The sequence below is a fragment of the Alicyclobacillus sendaiensis NBRC 100866 genome, from assembly GCF_001552675.1.
Taxonomy (GTDB): Bacteria; Bacillota; Bacilli; order Alicyclobacillales; family Alicyclobacillaceae; genus Alicyclobacillus; species Alicyclobacillus sendaiensis.
Map to the genome: position 1 here is coordinate 1 of NZ_BCRQ01000067.1, position 14,580 is coordinate 14,580.

At 66.7% G+C, this 14,580-nt stretch carries 17 protein-coding genes; 6 read left to right on the forward strand and 11 right to left on the reverse strand.

The window, feature by feature from the left end:
• Positions 1 to 73 precede the first annotated feature (73 nt).
• Positions 74 to 982 carry an FAD:protein FMN transferase gene (locus AS26_RS11730; protein WP_062309736.1) on the forward strand — a complete coding sequence of 303 codons (909 nt, stop codon included), beginning with the start codon at positions 74 to 76 and terminating at the stop codon, positions 980 to 982.
• Positions 973 to 1,641 (forward strand): ferric reductase-like transmembrane domain-containing protein, encoded by a 669-nt coding sequence (locus AS26_RS11735; protein ID WP_062309738.1) that lies wholly within the window; start codon positions 973 to 975, stop codon positions 1,639 to 1,641. Before AS26_RS11730 ends, AS26_RS11735 begins: the two co-directional genes overlap by 10 nt.
• A 3-nt stretch (positions 1,642 to 1,644) precedes the next feature.
• Here the strand turns inward: AS26_RS11735 and AS26_RS11740 are convergent, their stop codons facing one another.
• Positions 1,645 to 2,664: a LacI family DNA-binding transcriptional regulator gene (locus AS26_RS11740; protein ID WP_062309740.1), complete on the reverse strand. Its 1,020-nt coding sequence runs from the start codon at positions 2,662 to 2,664 to the stop codon at positions 1,645 to 1,647.
• A 347-nt stretch (positions 2,665 to 3,011) separates the two neighbouring features.
• Between AS26_RS11740 and AS26_RS11745 the strand changes: the two genes are divergently transcribed.
• Positions 3,012 to 3,989, forward strand: a complete 978-nt coding sequence (locus AS26_RS11745; protein WP_062309743.1) for an aldo/keto reductase — start codon at positions 3,012 to 3,014, stop codon at positions 3,987 to 3,989.
• 113 nt (positions 3,990 to 4,102) lie between these two features.
• Positions 4,103 to 4,600: a hypothetical protein gene (locus tag AS26_RS11750; protein ID WP_062309745.1), complete on the forward strand. Its 498-nt coding sequence runs from the start codon at positions 4,103 to 4,105 to the stop codon at positions 4,598 to 4,600.
• 33 nt (positions 4,601 to 4,633) lie between these two features.
• Here the strand turns inward: AS26_RS11750 and AS26_RS11755 are convergent, their stop codons facing one another.
• The 10 genes from AS26_RS11755 to AS26_RS11800 all read right to left on the reverse strand — a co-directional run bounded on the left by AS26_RS11755 (position 4,634) and on the right by AS26_RS11800 (position 12,470).
• A complete protein-coding gene (locus tag AS26_RS11755; RefSeq protein WP_062309769.1) occupies positions 4,634 to 5,272 on the reverse strand; it encodes an SGNH/GDSL hydrolase family protein in 639 nt (212 codons plus the stop codon).
• Positions 5,272 to 6,114 (reverse strand): RnfABCDGE type electron transport complex subunit D, encoded by an 843-nt coding sequence (locus AS26_RS11760; RefSeq protein WP_062309747.1) that lies wholly within the window; start codon positions 6,112 to 6,114, stop codon positions 5,272 to 5,274. The genes AS26_RS11755 and AS26_RS11760 overlap by 1 nt, the downstream gene beginning before the upstream one ends.
• The gene (locus tag AS26_RS11765; RefSeq protein WP_062309748.1) at positions 6,101 to 7,006 is read right to left on the reverse strand and encodes an FAD:protein FMN transferase; all 906 of its coding nucleotides are present in this window, start codon (positions 7,004 to 7,006) and stop codon (positions 6,101 to 6,103) included. The genes AS26_RS11760 and AS26_RS11765 overlap by 14 nt, the downstream gene beginning before the upstream one ends.
• The gene (locus AS26_RS11770; protein WP_245629749.1) at positions 7,003 to 7,473 is read right to left on the reverse strand and encodes an FMN-binding protein; all 471 of its coding nucleotides are present in this window, start codon (positions 7,471 to 7,473) and stop codon (positions 7,003 to 7,005) included. The genes AS26_RS11765 and AS26_RS11770 overlap by 4 nt, the downstream gene beginning before the upstream one ends.
• 94 nt (positions 7,474 to 7,567) lie before the next feature.
• Positions 7,568 to 7,780: a hypothetical protein gene (locus AS26_RS11775; protein ID WP_062309752.1), complete on the reverse strand. Its 213-nt coding sequence runs from the start codon at positions 7,778 to 7,780 to the stop codon at positions 7,568 to 7,570.
• A gap of 197 nt (positions 7,781 to 7,977) precedes the next feature.
• Entirely contained in the window at positions 7,978 to 8,172 is a 195-nt protein-coding gene (locus AS26_RS11780) for a hypothetical protein (protein ID WP_062309754.1), read from the reverse strand.
• A 57-nt stretch (positions 8,173 to 8,229) separates the two neighbouring features.
• Positions 8,230 to 9,750: an MDR family MFS transporter gene (locus tag AS26_RS11785; protein ID WP_062309756.1), complete on the reverse strand. Its 1,521-nt coding sequence runs from the start codon at positions 9,748 to 9,750 to the stop codon at positions 8,230 to 8,232.
• A 91-nt stretch (positions 9,751 to 9,841) separates the two neighbouring features.
• Positions 9,842 to 10,708 (reverse strand): pantoate--beta-alanine ligase, encoded by an 867-nt coding sequence (gene panC / locus AS26_RS11790; RefSeq protein ID WP_062309758.1) that lies wholly within the window; start codon positions 10,706 to 10,708, stop codon positions 9,842 to 9,844.
• Complete coding sequence (gene panB, locus AS26_RS11795; protein ID WP_062309760.1) at positions 10,701 to 11,570, reverse strand: 3-methyl-2-oxobutanoate hydroxymethyltransferase; 870 nt, start codon at positions 11,568 to 11,570, stop codon at positions 10,701 to 10,703. Before panB ends, panC begins: the two co-directional genes overlap by 8 nt.
• Positions 11,571 to 12,470 (reverse strand): Rossmann-like and DUF2520 domain-containing protein, encoded by a 900-nt coding sequence (locus AS26_RS11800; protein WP_062309762.1) that lies wholly within the window; start codon positions 12,468 to 12,470, stop codon positions 11,571 to 11,573.
• 123 nt (positions 12,471 to 12,593) lie between these two features.
• On the opposite strand from AS26_RS11800, the gene AS26_RS11805 reads away from it, so the two are divergent.
• Together AS26_RS11805 and AS26_RS11810 are read left to right on the forward strand one after the other, a co-directional pair.
• Complete coding sequence (locus AS26_RS11805) at positions 12,594 to 13,010, forward strand: hypothetical protein (RefSeq protein ID WP_062309765.1); 417 nt, start codon at positions 12,594 to 12,596, stop codon at positions 13,008 to 13,010.
• 163 nt (positions 13,011 to 13,173) lie between these two features.
• On the forward strand, positions 13,174 to 14,532 hold the full coding sequence (locus AS26_RS11810) for a glycosyltransferase family 39 protein (RefSeq protein WP_062309767.1): 1,359 nt from the start codon (positions 13,174 to 13,176) through the stop codon (positions 14,530 to 14,532).
• The last annotated feature ends 48 nt before the right edge of the window (positions 14,533 to 14,580 follow it).

Genomic DNA, 14,580 nt, shown 5'->3' on the forward strand with positions numbered 1-14,580 from the left:
TTTGCGAGCGGCGGCGGGAGCGCCATGCCAAGTTTTCCGGGGCCCGTGACCTCGGCCTCTTGAGGTGACCGCCATGCAGTCCACCGCATTTCGCGCCATGGGCACCGACGTCGAGCTGTTCGTCGACGACTGGCTGACCGGCCCCGAACTCTCGGCACTCGCCTGTGGGCTGGAGCGCTCGATTCGCCGCTACGAGCGCATCTTCTCGCGGTTCGATCCGGCAAGTGATCTCTCCCGCCTCAATCGGCTGGCCGGAACGTGGACGCAGGTCCCGCCCGAGCTCGACGAGGTGCTGAAGCTCGCGGCGCATTGGTTTCAGAAGACACGAGGCTATTTTGACCCGTTTATCGGCGAGGACATGCGCCGCATCGGCTACAGCGTGAGCTTTGACCAGCTGAACGTGACCGTGGAGCCCATCCTATCCTCCACGCGCGTGCCGCCCGTGGCGCCGCCCGTCGAATTCGGCCCCAATGGCGCGGTCCGACTCAGACCAGGGTATGCGATCGATCTCGGCGGGATCGCGAAAGGCTACATCGTCACGCGCGCTGCGTCGGAGCTTCGCGCCCAGGGGCTCCGCAACTTCGCGCTGTCCGCGGGTGGCGACGTGCAAGTGATGAGCGACGGCGAGCCCTGGCCCGTCCGCGTGGCGAATCCGTTCGGCGAGGACGAACCGATTGGCACGCTTTGGGTGACGCGGGGCGGCGTCGCGACGAGCGGCACGTACAAGCGCCGGTGGCAAACCCCTTCCGGGCGGGTGATGCACCATCTCCTCGATCCGTTCACCGGGCTTGCGGCCGACACCGACGTCGTGTCCGCGTCGGTCTGCGCCGACGAACTGACGACCGCCGAGGTGTTGGCCAAGGTGGCGCTGCTCCTCGGAGCGGAGCGAGGCACCCAATACCTTCGCGCCGCCCGCGAGGCAGGCGTTTGTGTTTCCTTTCTCATCGCGACCACGAAAGGAGATGTGATCCCATGCAATTGATGGCGAAACCGCAGCGATGGCCGTTCTTGTATACCTGGGTCGTGATCCTCGGCATCGTCTTCGCGTCGTATGCCGTCACGGCGTTGACGAATCCGGCGCCCGCAAGCGCCAATATGACCCATTGGTACATGGCGCGCTCCGCAGGGATGACGGCGTACCTGCTCCTGTCGCTCACCGCGTTCCTCGGCGCCACCACCACCAGCGGCGTGTGGGACAAGCTGAAGCTACGAAAGCTCGTGACGCAACTGCATCAGTTTTCGGCGATGCTCGTGCTGCCCTTTCTGTTCTTCCACCTGTGGGGCCTGTACGAGGACAAGACGATTCCCTTTTCCATCTCGTCGCTTTTCGTCCCGTTTGCGGACACCTACCGGCCCGCGGCTGTCGCGCTCGGCATCCTGAGCCTGTACACCTGGGTGCTGCTCGTGGTCACGTCCTATTTTCGCGAGCGACTCAACGCCGCGGTCTGGCGCCGCATTCACCTGCTCGCGTTCCCGATGTTCGCAGCCGTGACGCTCCACGGCCTGCTGGCCGGATCCGACACCCACACCGGGTGGGCGAAGCTCGTCTACGCTGTGCCGAGCGCCCTCGTCCTCGCTGCGTCCATCGCGCGGTGGCGAAAAGCGAAATCGAAGGCCTCGCGCCAGCCGTCCGCGGCGTGAGGTTCACCCGCCGATGCGCGCAACGCTGTCTCGCGAGACCAGTTCCACCGGAATGGTGATCACGCGGGGAGGCCGATTCGGATTCTGCATGAGGTCGAGCAGCTCGCGCGCCGCCTCTTCACCCATGGCGCGCGTGTTTTGCCGGATAGTCGTCAGCGCGGGCGTCACGAGTCGGGCAATCGCCACGTCGTCAAAGCCGACGAGCGAGATGTCCCGTCCCGGCTCGAGGCCCCGCTCGCGAAGCGCCTTCATGGCGCCGATGGCCATCATGTCTGAGGCGAAAAAGACGGCGGTGGGCCATTCGCGCGCCTCCAGGATCCGGTGCATCGCCTCTTCGCCCGATTCCTCCATGAAGTCCCCCTCGGCGACCCACTCGCTGCGAAAGGCGAGCCCCAGTTCCTGCAGCGCCATGTGGTAGCCGAGCGCCCTGTCCTGCCCCGGCTTCGTCCCGTAACGATCGCCGACAAAACCGATCTTGGTGTGCCCCATCGCGGCGAGGTGCATGACGGCGAGCTTGGCGCCGCCGATGTTGTCGGACGACAACCAGCTCGCCCGCGGGCCAAACAGGTCGAGATCGACCGAGACCACGGGGATGCGGCTGCGAACAAGGGAAGGAAGACCAGGCGACGTGCGCGGAATGCCGAGCAAGAACAGGCCGTCCACGCCGCGATGGCGGGCCCGAGCCTCGAAGCCCTGGGGCGCGTTGGGCGGTGTGGTTCGAGAGAAGAAAAGAAGGTCGTACCCGCTTTCGCCGACGACGTCCTGAAAGCTTGCGACGATATCGTGGAGGAACGGATGCCGAAACCCCATTCGGGCATCGTCTTGAAAGAACACGCCAATGGACATGGATCGGCGCGTGACGAGGCCGCGGGCCGCCGCGTTCGGCTGATATCCCAATTCGCGCGTGATGCGCTGCACCTTCTCGCGGGTCTTCTGACTCACGTCGGGATAGCCGTTCAACACCTTGGACACCGTGGTGGCGGACACGCCGGCCCGGCGCGCGATATCGTAGATTGTGGTCATGGGACAACACCTTTTCCCGCGGCTCAACCACCGCGACGTGATCGGCCTCGAATCGAAAGCGTTTTCGTCAGTGGACAGGAATTTTCGCGCAGAGATCTCACCGCTTATTGTACGTGCGCGCATCCACGGCCGCAAGAGGTGAGGGGCGGATCGAAAGCGGAGGACGAGTTTCGCCCTCCGCCGGCCGCTCGGGGGCGCGATGGTACGGCGCGAGGCGCTTTGCACCGCACCAACGGCGGGGCAGCTTTCGCGCCGGATTCGAAAATCCCAAACGATGATTTGAAAGCGTTGCCGCAAAGTGATATGAATCATAGCGTGAGGACAACCGCAAAGGAGTGTGGTCTCAAGTGCAGTACACGACGCTCGGCCGATCCGGCCTCAAGGTGAGCCGCCTCTGCCTCGGCACGATGAACTTCGGACCCGAGACGGAGGAGAAAGAGGCGTTCCGCATCATGGACGCCGCGCTTGATGCGGGGATCAACTTTTTCGACACGGCCAACGTGTACGGTGGCCCGGGCCATCGCGGCTGGACGGAGGAGATCATCGGCCGCTGGTTCGCGCAGGGCGGCGGTCGCCGCGAGCGCGTGGTGTTGGCCACGAAGGTGTACAACCCCATGGAGGACCCTCTCGACGGACCGAACGACGGCCGCGGCCTGTCCGCGTACAAGATCCGCCGTCACCTGGAAGGCTCGCTCAGGCGCCTGCAGACGGACCACATCGAGCTGTACCAGATGCACCACGTGGACCTCTCGGTCTCGTGGGACGAGCTGTGGGAAGCATTTGAGGTCGCCCGGTACCAAGGGAAGATCGACTACGTGGGCGCGTCCAACTTCGCGGGCTGGCACCTCGCGGTGGCGCAGGCGGCCGCGAAGGCGCGCAATTTCTTCGGCCTCGTTTCGGAGCAGCACAAATACCATCTGCTCTGCCGCGAGCCGGAGCTTGAGGTGCTGCCTTGCGCGCAGGCGCACGGCATCGGCGTCATCCCTTGGAGCCCGCTCGCCGGAGGCTTGCTCGGGCGCAACGCGCTCACGGGAGCCGGACAACGCACCGCGCGGGCCAAAGAAGAGATCGAGCGGCTGCGCCCGAAACTGGAGGCGTTCAAGAAGCTGTGCGACGAGATCGGCGAGCCGCAGGACGTGGTTGCCCTCGCGTGGCTGTTGCACAACCCGGCCGTGACGGCGCCCATCATCGGGCCGCGCACGCTGGACCAGCTGGAGGCCAACCTGCGGGCGCTGGAAGTGAAGCTGGACGACGAGGCGCTGAAGCGCTTGGACGAGATTTTCCCGGGACCTGGCGGTCCGGCGCCGGAAGCGTACGCGTGGTGACATGAAGGGCAAGAGCTTGGCGCTCTTGCCCTCTCTTCTTCTCCGTCCCATCTCCCGCGCCATGAGACGCGGGACCGCGACGACGACTCGCCGACTCTCCACGGGAGGTTTGTATGAAGCCCTATCGCATGATGACCTGGTGCACCGCGGCGCTCCTCGCCGCGTGGGCCTCGGGCTGCGGGAGCCATCCGGCGGTTGCACCCGCTGCGAAAAGAGAGACCGCTTCGCCCAACAGCTCGCCCGTGGTCGTCGCCGAGGTCCTCCTCAGCCCGCAAGGCTCGCTTCCCGTCACGGGATCGGCCACGATGCTCTTCAACCGCCAGACCGAGACGCTCACCGTCTCGGTCAACGCGGCGCACCTCGCGCCTGGTGAGCGGTACGAGCTGGTGCTGCTCGCGGGGCCAGGCGCGGAGGCCCCCCGGGCGCTCGGCGCCTTTCAAGCGGATGCCCGCGGCAACGCGTCCTCCGTCACGGTCGTGCCTCAGGTCACCAGCCTGCCTTCCTCGGGATGGAGGCTCGAGATGGCGTCCGGCCGCACGGTCGTGGCCGCTGGTCCCGTGCGCGTGGTGCCCACGGGCAGCCAACTGCCGAACAGCCTCCCGAGCCAGTAGCCGGATGGATGCGCCGTCCGCACGCGATGGACCTCAAAGGGCGCCCATCGCGGCGAGAAAGGCGCGCGCGATGACCAGGTGACCGTTCAGATACGGATGGACCCGATCCGGCGCCCACACCCACGTGTTCACCTGCTCGAGCAAGCGGTCAAACGCCGCCTGCACGTCGACAAACCGCACGCGCTCCCGCTCCGCGACCTCCCGCATGGCGTCGACGTACGCATCCACGGCTTTCCGCATCGGATCCGCCCGATTCGGCTCGAGGTAAAACGGGCTCAAGAGAACCATCTCGCGCACCCGCGGCTTCGTCGAGGCGACGATGTCGCGCAGCGTGTCCTGGTATTCGGCGATCCCGACGTGTCGCTCGGTCACGAACGGCATGTCGAATTGGCGCCACACGTCGTTGATGCCGATCATCAGGCTCACGTAGTCCGGTTGAAGCGCCATCACCTCGGTTTCCCATCGGCGCCGGACATCCCTCACCGTGTTGCCGCTTGTGCCCACGTTCACGACCCGGATGCGCCATTCGGGGTGAAGCGCTTGCAAATGGGCGTCGACGAGGGCCACGTAGCCGTTGCCGAGCCCTCCGCGCGGCGCCTCACCCACCGGCTGCGCCCGGCCGCAGTCGGTGATAGAATCCCCCACCATGACAAGCTTGCTCCCCAGTTCCATCACGCCTTCGCCTCCCTCTGCGCCGATTGTAGCACACGCCGGCGCGCCCGGATTGCGGCGTGGAGGGCGTTTGCGGCCATCAGGCCCATGAAGGGATACAAAAGCCCTCCTAAAGCCAGGTAAACCACCGCCGAGGCGCTCGCCGCCACCGCACCAAAGGCCGCCTGCTCCAACCAGCGAGACGGAGAAGTGGGCGGATCGCTCGCCATGAACCCCGCCGCGAAGAGGGTGGAGTTCAGGATGGGATTGTGAAACGCGTCGGCGCCAAGGGGGCTGTGCATCAGTCCTGCCGCCAAACAGATGGCGAAAAACGTCGCCATATATGCAAAAAACGACGCAAACCTGCGAGCGCGCCAAAGCACCGCGTACGCCAAGGCCACGAGCACCATGACGCAGGCCGGGGGGAGCGCGGCGAGATCGCCCCACCAGCTCTCGCTCGCGCCGAAAGCTGCTGCCAGGAAGAGGCCGACGGCGGCGGGATTGAACACGTGACGGCGCCGGAGGCGAATCAGGTGCTTCGACGCGACGGCGACGGCGGCCACCGCCGGAGCGAGCCACAACGGGCTGTTGGAGGCGAGCACCATGCCCACGATGGCGCCCGTGATGAGCGCCCCATCCGGGACTGCGAGGCGTTCGCCGCGCAGGCGAAACAGGGCGAGATCGCAGGAGCCCGCAGCGGCCATGGCCACCGCCATTTGAAGCAGCCCGCGCGGCGCACCGCCGCCGAGCGCAGCGGTGAGGCCGAGCACAACAAGCGCCAGCAAACAGACCGCCTTCGGCCTGCGCAAAAGCGCGCGCAGGCGCCGCCACCGCCCGCTCGCCATCCCGTCACGAGACCGCACCGGTTCCCCACCCCCTCGTTTCGACGCAAGCTCCGCCCTCGTACCACACCTTGGCCTCTGCGCCCGCCTCGTCGCACAGCCGCTCGATCTCGTCCGGTTCCACGAGCATGCATGCCGTGGCGAGGCCGTCCGCCATCATGGCGTACGGCGCGACGACGGTCGCGGCGAGGGCGCGGGCTCGTCCAGGGCGCGGATGCCACAGGTGGGCGTCGCCATTCGGGCCGCGGCGCGCGTAGAGCCCGGATGAACACACGCTGCCCGAGGCCAGACGAACGACCATCGGCACAAACCCCGGGATCTCGTGGCGAATCTCCACCTCCCAGAAACGGCGGGACGGCCCGAAACCGAACGCGGCGAGATCGCCCCCCGCGTTGACCATTGCGCCCGCGAGGTGGGCTGCCCGAAGCCGCGCAAGGGCGAGATCCACCGCGTAACCCTTTGCCACGGCGCCGAGATCGAGAAGCAAGGGGCGGCGCGTGCGCACGGCCATGCGCGCGACGTCGAGCTCTATGTCGCGAAACGTGGCGTCCGGGGAACCGCCGGGCAGGCGAAACCGCTCGCCCGTGCGATAGTCGCGGTCAAAGCCCATGGCGGCCAGGCGATGGCCGCAGGCCGGATCGAAGCGGCCGCCGGTCCACTCGGCGAGCCACAGCGCAACCTGAAGCGGATACGCGACGTGCGGCGACACGCGCACCCAAGCGCCCGGTTGCGCGGCGATGCGGGCGACGTCGCTGTCCGGGCGGAACCGCGTCGCCGCCGCCTCCACCTCGTAGAGGAGGCTCGCGGCCTCGTCGAGCAGTTGCACGAGCTCGCGCTCGCTCGCGCCGTCCCGCCAACCGGCCAATTCGACGCGCGTGTCCATGGCCACATACGCGCGGCGCAGGTACGTCATGCGCCTCCTCCCCCACCCGCCGAGGGTTTCGCCTGCTGAAGGGCCTGCTGCACGGCCATCGCGAACGCGAACGACGACAGTGTGGCGCCGGAGACAAAGCGGATGTCCGCCGACTGCGCCTTCAGCACCTCGTCCGGCAAAACCGGATCGATGTCGCTCTGGGGATAGTGCGTATCGCAGCGCGTGATGACGACTTTCGCAATCCGCCCGCCGGCGACGGTGACCTCCACGTCGATGGTGCCGATTTGGTCCGTGCCGGAGCCGCGGTAGACGCCGTCCCGGTACTTCGCGCTCGCGGCCCCGGCCTCCCATTCACCGCGGTGCGGCTGCGGAGGCGCGGGTGGAGAACCCGGCGACACTCGATGGGCGTAGGGTTCCGTGGCCACGTACCCTGCGCCGTACACCGCCGCAATGGCCGCCGTGCAGATGGCGACAAGCGGTGCGCGGCCCAACTTCCCCACGGACATGCCCTCCTTCGCAAAGCCTCTGTCCGCAGTATAGCCGTTCTGTCGAAAAGGCGAATGGAGCCAGCCCGGGCTGGCTCCAACGTTCACCCTTTGTTCACTCTTCCTCGCACGCGCCCCGGCTGTAGTCGAGCACGAGGTACGTGCGCCCGTCCACCGCAGACACCTCCTCATAGCCGTGCGTCAGGAGCGTGTACACGGCGTCGCGGGCGAGATCGCCCCGGTGGATATCCGGCGCCCCCACGCTCTTCACCACCCGCACGACGTGGTTGGTGCGCTTGTCGATGGTGAGAACCACGACGTTCTCCATGCCTCTCACCTCGCTTCCACGAAGCGGTGTGTCCGCGCGGACACCGTATCGTGTGCAACGCGAGGCACGCGCGGCATGGACAAAAGATCCACCAGGCGCAAAAAGGGGCCCCGGCCGCCGACGCGCGGCGGCAAGGACCCCCTGTGCTCACACGAAGGGCCGATCGCAGCTCGCGATCGGCCCTGTTCAGCGGCGATTCACGCGATCTCATCCGGGACGATGGTCGCTCGCAAGTCCCGCAGGTGCCCATCCGGCGTGTACAGAATGGCGTCGGCCGTCCCGGCCTGATACGCGTCCTGCACCTGCGCTTTCGTGAGGCTGAGCCCGTCCTGTGCTTCCTCGAGCCACAGGGTCTTGCCGCCTGTGGCGCGCCGGACATCGCGCTCTGCCATCCGCCATCCCCCCGTCCATCGAACGTAATCGCCACCTGTAGTGTGCCTCGGATGGCATCAGGCATGCGCGCGTTTCGCCTGGACCTTCGCCTGCTGCTCCATGAGCTTGGCGTGCGAAGGCAAGAACCACGCGATGACGACGATGGCGAGGCTCACGCCGAACATGGCGAGGAAAATGTCGTGCAGCGTGTGCGCGAGCATGCCGTCCACAAATCGCTTCACCTCGGCCGGGATGCCCGCCGCCTGTCCCCCGCCCGAAAGGTTGTTCAGGATCTGCGTCAAATCGCCGCGATTCACGCCCGAAGGCGCGTTTTCGCGCACGTAACTCGCCGTGATGCTGTTGAACAGGCTGCCGAAGACCGTCACGCCGATGGTCTGGCCGAGTGCCCGCGCAAACTGGTTCGATCCCGTCGCAGCGCCGCGCATCTGCCAGCTCACCACGGACTGGATCATGACGGTGGTGGGCGTGTTCAGATACCCCATGCCGAGCCCCATGACGATCATCACGCCGACGAAATACCAGTACGGCGTGCCGAGCTTGATGGCGAGGAGCCAAGCCGCGGCGAGGGCCACGAGAATCGTCCCGATCACGGTGGTCCGCTTAGCGCCGATGCGGTACATGTATCGCCCGGACAGGGTGGACGCGAGCGGCCACGCGAGCGACATGGGCATGAGCGTGAGGCCCGAGTTGGTGGCGCTGTGGCCGAGGATGGTCTGAATCCACATGGGCAGGTACACGTTGCCGCCGATGAGCACGAAGGCCGCCAAAAACACCAATACGTCCGACACCGCAATCACGGGATTGGACAAGAGCTTCAGCGGCAGCATGGGCTCCGCAACCTTCGCCTCAATCCACACGAACGCCGCCAAAAAGATTGCGCTCGCCGCAAATAGCCCGAGGATGACCCCGCTCGACCACGCATACGTGCTGCCGCCGTTCAGCAGTGCGTACAAAAGCGAGGACACCCCGATGGTGAACACCAGCGCGCCCCACACGTCCACGCGGTGCTGGCGGCGCTCAAACCGCTCGTGCAGGAAGAGAAGGACGAGGGCGAGCGAGATGGCGCCGACCGGTACATTGATGTAGAAGATCCAGCGCCAACTGACGTGATCGACAAACAGACCACCCACAAGGGGGCCGAGCAGTCCCGCGACGCCCCAGACCGAGCTGAACAGGCCCTGCATGCGGGCGCGCTCCTCGCCCTGAAAGATGTCGCCGATGATGGTGAAGGTCACGGGCATGACGGCGCCGGCCCCGAGCCCCTGAAAGGCGCGGAACCAGACGAGCTCAGGCATATTCTGCGACAGGCCGGACAACGCCGACCCGACGACGAAGAGCACGACGCCCAGGCAGAAGATGACCTTTCGCCCAAAGAGATCGGCCAGCTTGCCGTAGATAGGCGTTGTCACGCACGTCGTCAGCGTGTAGATGGCGAACACCCAACTATATAAGTTCAAGCCGTGCAACTGGCGGACGATGTGCGGCATCGCCGTGCTCACGACGGTGACGTCGATGGCGACCAAAAACACCGCGAGCATCATGGCGACAGAGACCATGCGCCGGTTGGCATGATGCATGCTCACGCCCTCCCCCAAGTCGATCAAAGCCGCCGCCCATTGTAGTCGAACCGGATCCGCGGAGCAAGGGAGGACGAGGTGAACCCACGGCCTACGGATCCACGTGAAACTGGAAGTTGTCGATGAGCCGCGCCTTGCCGAAGTAGGCGGCCACCGCCAGCATGATGTCGCCCTCGACGCGCTCGACGGACTCGAGATCCGGCATCGACACCACCTCGGCGTAGTCGAGCCGCGCGACGGGATCGGCCGCAATACGGTCGCGCATGCCCTGGCGGATGACGTCCGCGCGCCGCTCGCCGGCCAGGATGGCGTCCTTCGCCCAGCTCAACGTGCGATAAAGCACGAGGGCGTGCTCTCGCTCCTCGGGCGTCAGGTAGATATTTCGCGAGCTTTTGGCGAGGCCGTCCGGCTCGCGCACCGTGGGCACCCCGACGATGCGGACGGGGAAGTTGAGATCCGCGACCATGCGCTGAATGATGGCGAGCTGTTGGCCGTCCTTTTGGCCGAAACAGGCGACGTCCGGCTGCACGATGTGAAACAGCTTCGAGACCACCGTGGCCACGCCGGTGAAGTGGCCCGGGCGGGATTGACCGCACAAGCGATCCGACAGCGCCGGGAGCGACACCTCCGTGCGGATGGGGCGCGGATACATCTCCTCCACACTCGGCGCGAAGACGACATCCGCCATGCCCTGCCGGCGGAGCAGGTCGAGATCGCGGTCGAGATCGCGCGGGTAACTCGCAAAGTCTTCCCGCGGCCCGAATTGAAGCGGGTTGACGAAGATGCTGACGACGACGCAGTCCGCCTCCTGTCTGGCGCGTTCGACAAGCGCCAGATGGCCATCGTGCAGGTAGCCCATGGTGGGCACGAGGGCCACCTGACGCCCTTGACGCCGAGCCTCTTGGACCGACTGACGCACCTCGGCGATGGTGCGCACAAGCCGAGGACGCTCACTCACGCGGACCACCTCCGTAGCTGGCAACCATGGATTGAAAGAGCCGAAGCTCCGCGTCCTGCAGGTGAACCGTCTGCTCCTCGCCGGGGAACACGCCCTGCGAGACCTCCTCGATGTACTGGCGCGCGGCGTCGCGAATGACGGACGCGAGATCCGCGTAGCGCTTGTTGTGCTTCGGAATGTACCCCGACGTGTAGCCGATGAAGTCGTGGAAGACGAGCACCTGGCCGTCGCAGTGCGGCCCCGCGCCGATGCCGATGGTGGGGATGGTGAGCCGCCGGGTGATCTCAGCCGCCACCTCGGCCGGGACCGCCTCGAGCACGATGCTGAAGGCGCCGGCCTCCTCGAGCGCCACGGCGTCCTCCATCATCTCCAGGGCGCGATCGGCCGTCTTGCCCTGGACCGCAAATCCGCCAAAGGCGTGGACGGACTGCGGCGTGAGCCCGATGTGCCCCATGACCGGGATGCCGGCATCGACGAGGCGCCGCACCGTCTGCGCGATCTCGCGCCCGCCCTCGAGCTTGACGCCGTGCACGCCGCCCTCTTGCATCAGCCGGCCGGCGGAGCGCATCGCCTCCTCCGCGGACACCTGATACGTCAGAAACGGCAGATCCGCCACGACCATGGCGCCCCCCGCCCCGCGCGAGACGAGGCTCGCGTGGTAGACCATCTGATCCAGCGTCACCGGCACGGTGGTCGGCTGTCCCTGCACGACCATGCCCAGCGAATCGCCGACCAGAAGGACGTGAACGCCCGCCTCGGACAACAGCTTCGCGGTCGGATAATCGTACGCGGTCAACATGGCGATCTTCTCGCCCGCCCGCTTCATGTTGGCGAGCGTGCGCACGGTCACTGTGCGTGCCATCTACATTCCCCCTGTATCCGCAAACCATTGTGACAGGTGACCTGCCGCCTCCGGCCCGAGCGTCCCTTTCGCCACGGCGATGGGCACGGTGGCCGCCGCCAGGGCCAGATACACCCGGCGCGCGGCCGGATCCCGCTCGAGGGCGCGGAGGTGCTCGGCCACGGTGTCGACGTCGCCTCGCTCAATGGGCCCAGTGAGCGCGGCCGGAATGCCAAGCGACTCCAGGTTTTCAAGCGTCCTGCGCGCGAGCGGCAACAGGCTCTTCGCCCCTTCGGGCAGAGGCGCGAGGCGTGCCGCGGTCGCCATGAGGGCGATCACGGCGTTCGACGCGAGCACAGCCGCCGCGTGATAGGCCGGCTTGTCCGCCGCCGCGATGGCGAACGGGCGGGCGCCCCATCCCTCCGCGAGGGAAAAGGCCAGGCGCACGGCCTCTGGCTGCCCTTCGACGGCCACGGCCACGCCCTTCAGCCGCTCGGCGTCCGCCTCGTCGCCCGCAAACGTCTGCAGCGGATGCGCGCTCGCCGTCTTCGCGCCACGGATGGCCGCAGGTTCGAGCACGCCGCTTGCAAGGGCGCCCGACGCGTGCAACACCACCTGGCCGCGGCGGAAGACCCCCGCGTCCGCCAACTCGCGGCACACCGAGGCGATGGCGTGATCAGGCACCGTGATCCATATCACGTCCGCCCGCGCCGCCACCTCCTGCGGCACGTTCATGCCATACACGGGCGCTTCCGTCATCCGCAAAAAGGTCTGCGCCCTGTCGCTCTCCGGCCGGCGCGCGAGCGCATACACCACCTCGTGACCCGCGCGCATGGACGACAGCGCAAGGGCGACCGCCGTCCGGCCAGGCCCGACAAACGCCATGCGAACCGTTTCAGCCTCGCGTTCGGCGCCGGACATCGCACCGCCTTCCTTCCCTGTTGGAACATGCGTGTTTCGAGGTGATTGTACCAGTCCGGCATGAAAATGTGGAATTGAGCCAACCTTGTGGAGAGAGACATCTCTCCAGAGAGGTGCAAGCCCATGCAAGCGTTTTGGCAATGGATCCGCCGGGACGACCACCTTCCGCGCCACGCGAAGATGCTCGGCGCCGTCTCGTTTGCACTCGGCCTCGCCTGCGCGGTCATGCCGAAGACGGGCGTGCTCCGGCTCGAACCCGTCGCCGTGGTGTGCGGGACGTTGTGCCTGTGGGCCGGCTTGTCCGCCCTCGGGTACGGCGTCTTTGTCCTGCTCGCCATGGACCTCATCCTCAGCCCCGCGTTTTGGCACAGCCTGACCCACCTGGCCGCGCCGGGATCGCTCGCCGACAGCGCGGGCGCATATTTCGATCTCGTCGGCGTCACCGCCATGTCCGTGGCGCTCCTGCGGCAGGCGTTGGTGCGACGGCGCGAGCAGCGGGAGGCGACGCCAGAGGAAGACGCGAACGCCGAACCCCACTGAAGAGAGGCGAGGAGATCAAGCGGCCCGCGGCACCTCTTTCGTCGCGCGGCACGCCCCAGCCTCGCCGCACAATCCGTCACCATCTTCACCCATGGCGCGCGGGTGTACAATCGGAGAGGATGATGAAGGCCTAGGGATCGGCCTTCCCGAAAGGAGCCGGCTCATGACGTTGGAACATTCCCACGCGCGCCGCGCCGCCATCCCCTGTCCCTCGGCGGCCGTTCTGGCGATCGACGCGCTCTCCGTCACGGCGGTCGCGCTTCTGCTTCGCCTCCTCTGGCTCTCCGCCGTGCATCCCGTCCCCGCGTCAGACTTCGCCTGGTATCGCGATCACGCCTTCGCGCTCGCCGAAGGCCAAGGATACACCTATGACGGGAAACCCACCGCCTACTTTCCCATTGGATACCCTCTTTTTCTGGCGGGAATCTATCAACTGTTTGGGGGCGGTTTTTGGAGCGGCACCCTCGCCAACGCCGTGCTCAACAGCCTGACAGCGGGACTCGTGACCATGCTGGGCGCCGTGCTGTGGAGCCGCACGGCCGGGCTCGTCGCGGGATTTCTCTTCGCAGGCTACCTGTCGCAAATCGCCTGGTCGAGCGTCCTCTGCAGCGAGATGCTGTTCACGTTTCTCTTGACGCTGGCCGCGCTCATCGGCGCCACACGAGCAGGGCGGGACGTCCGGAAGAGCCGCGCGTTTGCCCTCGGATGCGTCGTCGGGTTGGCCTGCGTTGTGCGTCCTGTCCTGCTGCTCGCGCCCGCGCCGTGGTTCGCGTACCTCGTCGTCGCGCGCGTGGGGTGGCGCCGGGCGTGCGCGCTCGCTGCCGCCATGTTGTCCGGCGTCGTCCTCACCGTTGCCCCCATCACCGTGCGCAACGCCATCGACCTTCACGCGTTCGTGATGGTGTCGACGAACGGAGGCATCAATCTGTGGCAGGGCAACAACCCCCACGCGAATGGCGCCTATTTCTGGCCGCTCAACCCGCATCAAAACCCGTTTCTATCTTACGTGGCGAACGAAGTGACGGAAGATCACGCGGCCTCCCAGGCTGCGCGCGCGTACATCTTCAGCCATCCGCTGCACACGTTGGCGATGGGGTTTGTGAAGTGGTGGCACCTGTTTGCCGGGGTATCGAACGCCCTGTACTGGTCCATCGGCCAGAGCTCGCCACCCGTGCCCGTCTGGTTCGCGCGCGGCGCGCACGCCCTCGATCTCGCCACCTACCTGTGCATGCTCGCGCTGGCGTGCGCCGGAACGGCCTACGCCGTGTGGCACGCGCGCCGCACACGGGACGCGAGAGTGTTTTGGCCGCTTCTCGTTCTCGGGTATTACGTGGCGCTGTTTTTCATCTTTCCCGCCTGGGACCGGATGCGCGCGCCCATCGAGCCCTTGCTGGCGCTTTTGGCTGGGTATGGCGCCGTTCAGGTGGCGCGAGGCGTCCGGCGACTGCGACAGGCGCATCGCCTCGCTCGAGAACATCAATCCGTCGGTGCCGGCGAATCGGAGCGCGGGGCGTTGGCGTAGAGGAACGTTCTCAGGAGATGTGGAAGGACAAAGACAGAAGATCTCGCG

What these genes read in the sequence shown, in the direction of transcription:
- AS26_RS11730 (WP_062309736.1), top strand. Translation starts at nt 74, where the DNA reads ATGCAGTCCACCGCATTTCGCGCCATGGGCACCGACGTCGAGCTGTTC.
- panB (WP_062309760.1), bottom strand. Translation starts at nt 11,570, where the DNA reads ATGGCACGCACAGTGACCGTGCGCACGCTCGCCAACATGAAGCGGGCG.
- AS26_RS11770 (WP_245629749.1), bottom strand. Translation starts at nt 7,473, where the DNA reads ATGTCCGTGGGGAAGTTGGGCCGCGCACCGCTTGTCGCCATCTGCACG.
- AS26_RS11750 (WP_062309745.1), top strand. Translation starts at nt 4,103, where the DNA reads ATGAAGCCCTATCGCATGATGACCTGGTGCACCGCGGCGCTCCTCGCC.
- AS26_RS11785 (WP_062309756.1), bottom strand. Translation starts at nt 9,750, where the DNA reads ATGCATCATGCCAACCGGCGCATGGTCTCTGTCGCCATGATGCTCGCG.
- AS26_RS11735 (WP_062309738.1), top strand. Translation starts at nt 973, where the DNA reads ATGCAATTGATGGCGAAACCGCAGCGATGGCCGTTCTTGTATACCTGG.
- AS26_RS11765 (WP_062309748.1), bottom strand. Translation starts at nt 7,006, where the DNA reads ATGACGTACCTGCGCCGCGCGTATGTGGCCATGGACACGCGCGTCGAA.
- AS26_RS11810 (WP_062309767.1), top strand. Translation starts at nt 13,174, where the DNA reads ATGACGTTGGAACATTCCCACGCGCGCCGCGCCGCCATCCCCTGTCCC.
- AS26_RS11775 (WP_062309752.1), bottom strand. Translation starts at nt 7,780, where the DNA reads ATGGAGAACGTCGTGGTTCTCACCATCGACAAGCGCACCAACCACGTC.
- AS26_RS11755 (WP_062309769.1), bottom strand. Translation starts at nt 5,272, where the DNA reads ATGGAACTGGGGAGCAAGCTTGTCATGGTGGGGGATTCTATCACCGAC.
- AS26_RS11805 (WP_062309765.1), top strand. Translation starts at nt 12,594, where the DNA reads ATGCAAGCGTTTTGGCAATGGATCCGCCGGGACGACCACCTTCCGCGC.
- AS26_RS11740 (WP_062309740.1), bottom strand. Translation starts at nt 2,664, where the DNA reads ATGACCACAATCTACGATATCGCGCGCCGGGCCGGCGTGTCCGCCACC.
- AS26_RS11800 (WP_062309762.1), bottom strand. Translation starts at nt 12,470, where the DNA reads ATGTCCGGCGCCGAACGCGAGGCTGAAACGGTTCGCATGGCGTTTGTC.
- AS26_RS11780 (WP_062309754.1), bottom strand. Translation starts at nt 8,172, where the DNA reads ATGGCAGAGCGCGATGTCCGGCGCGCCACAGGCGGCAAGACCCTGTGG.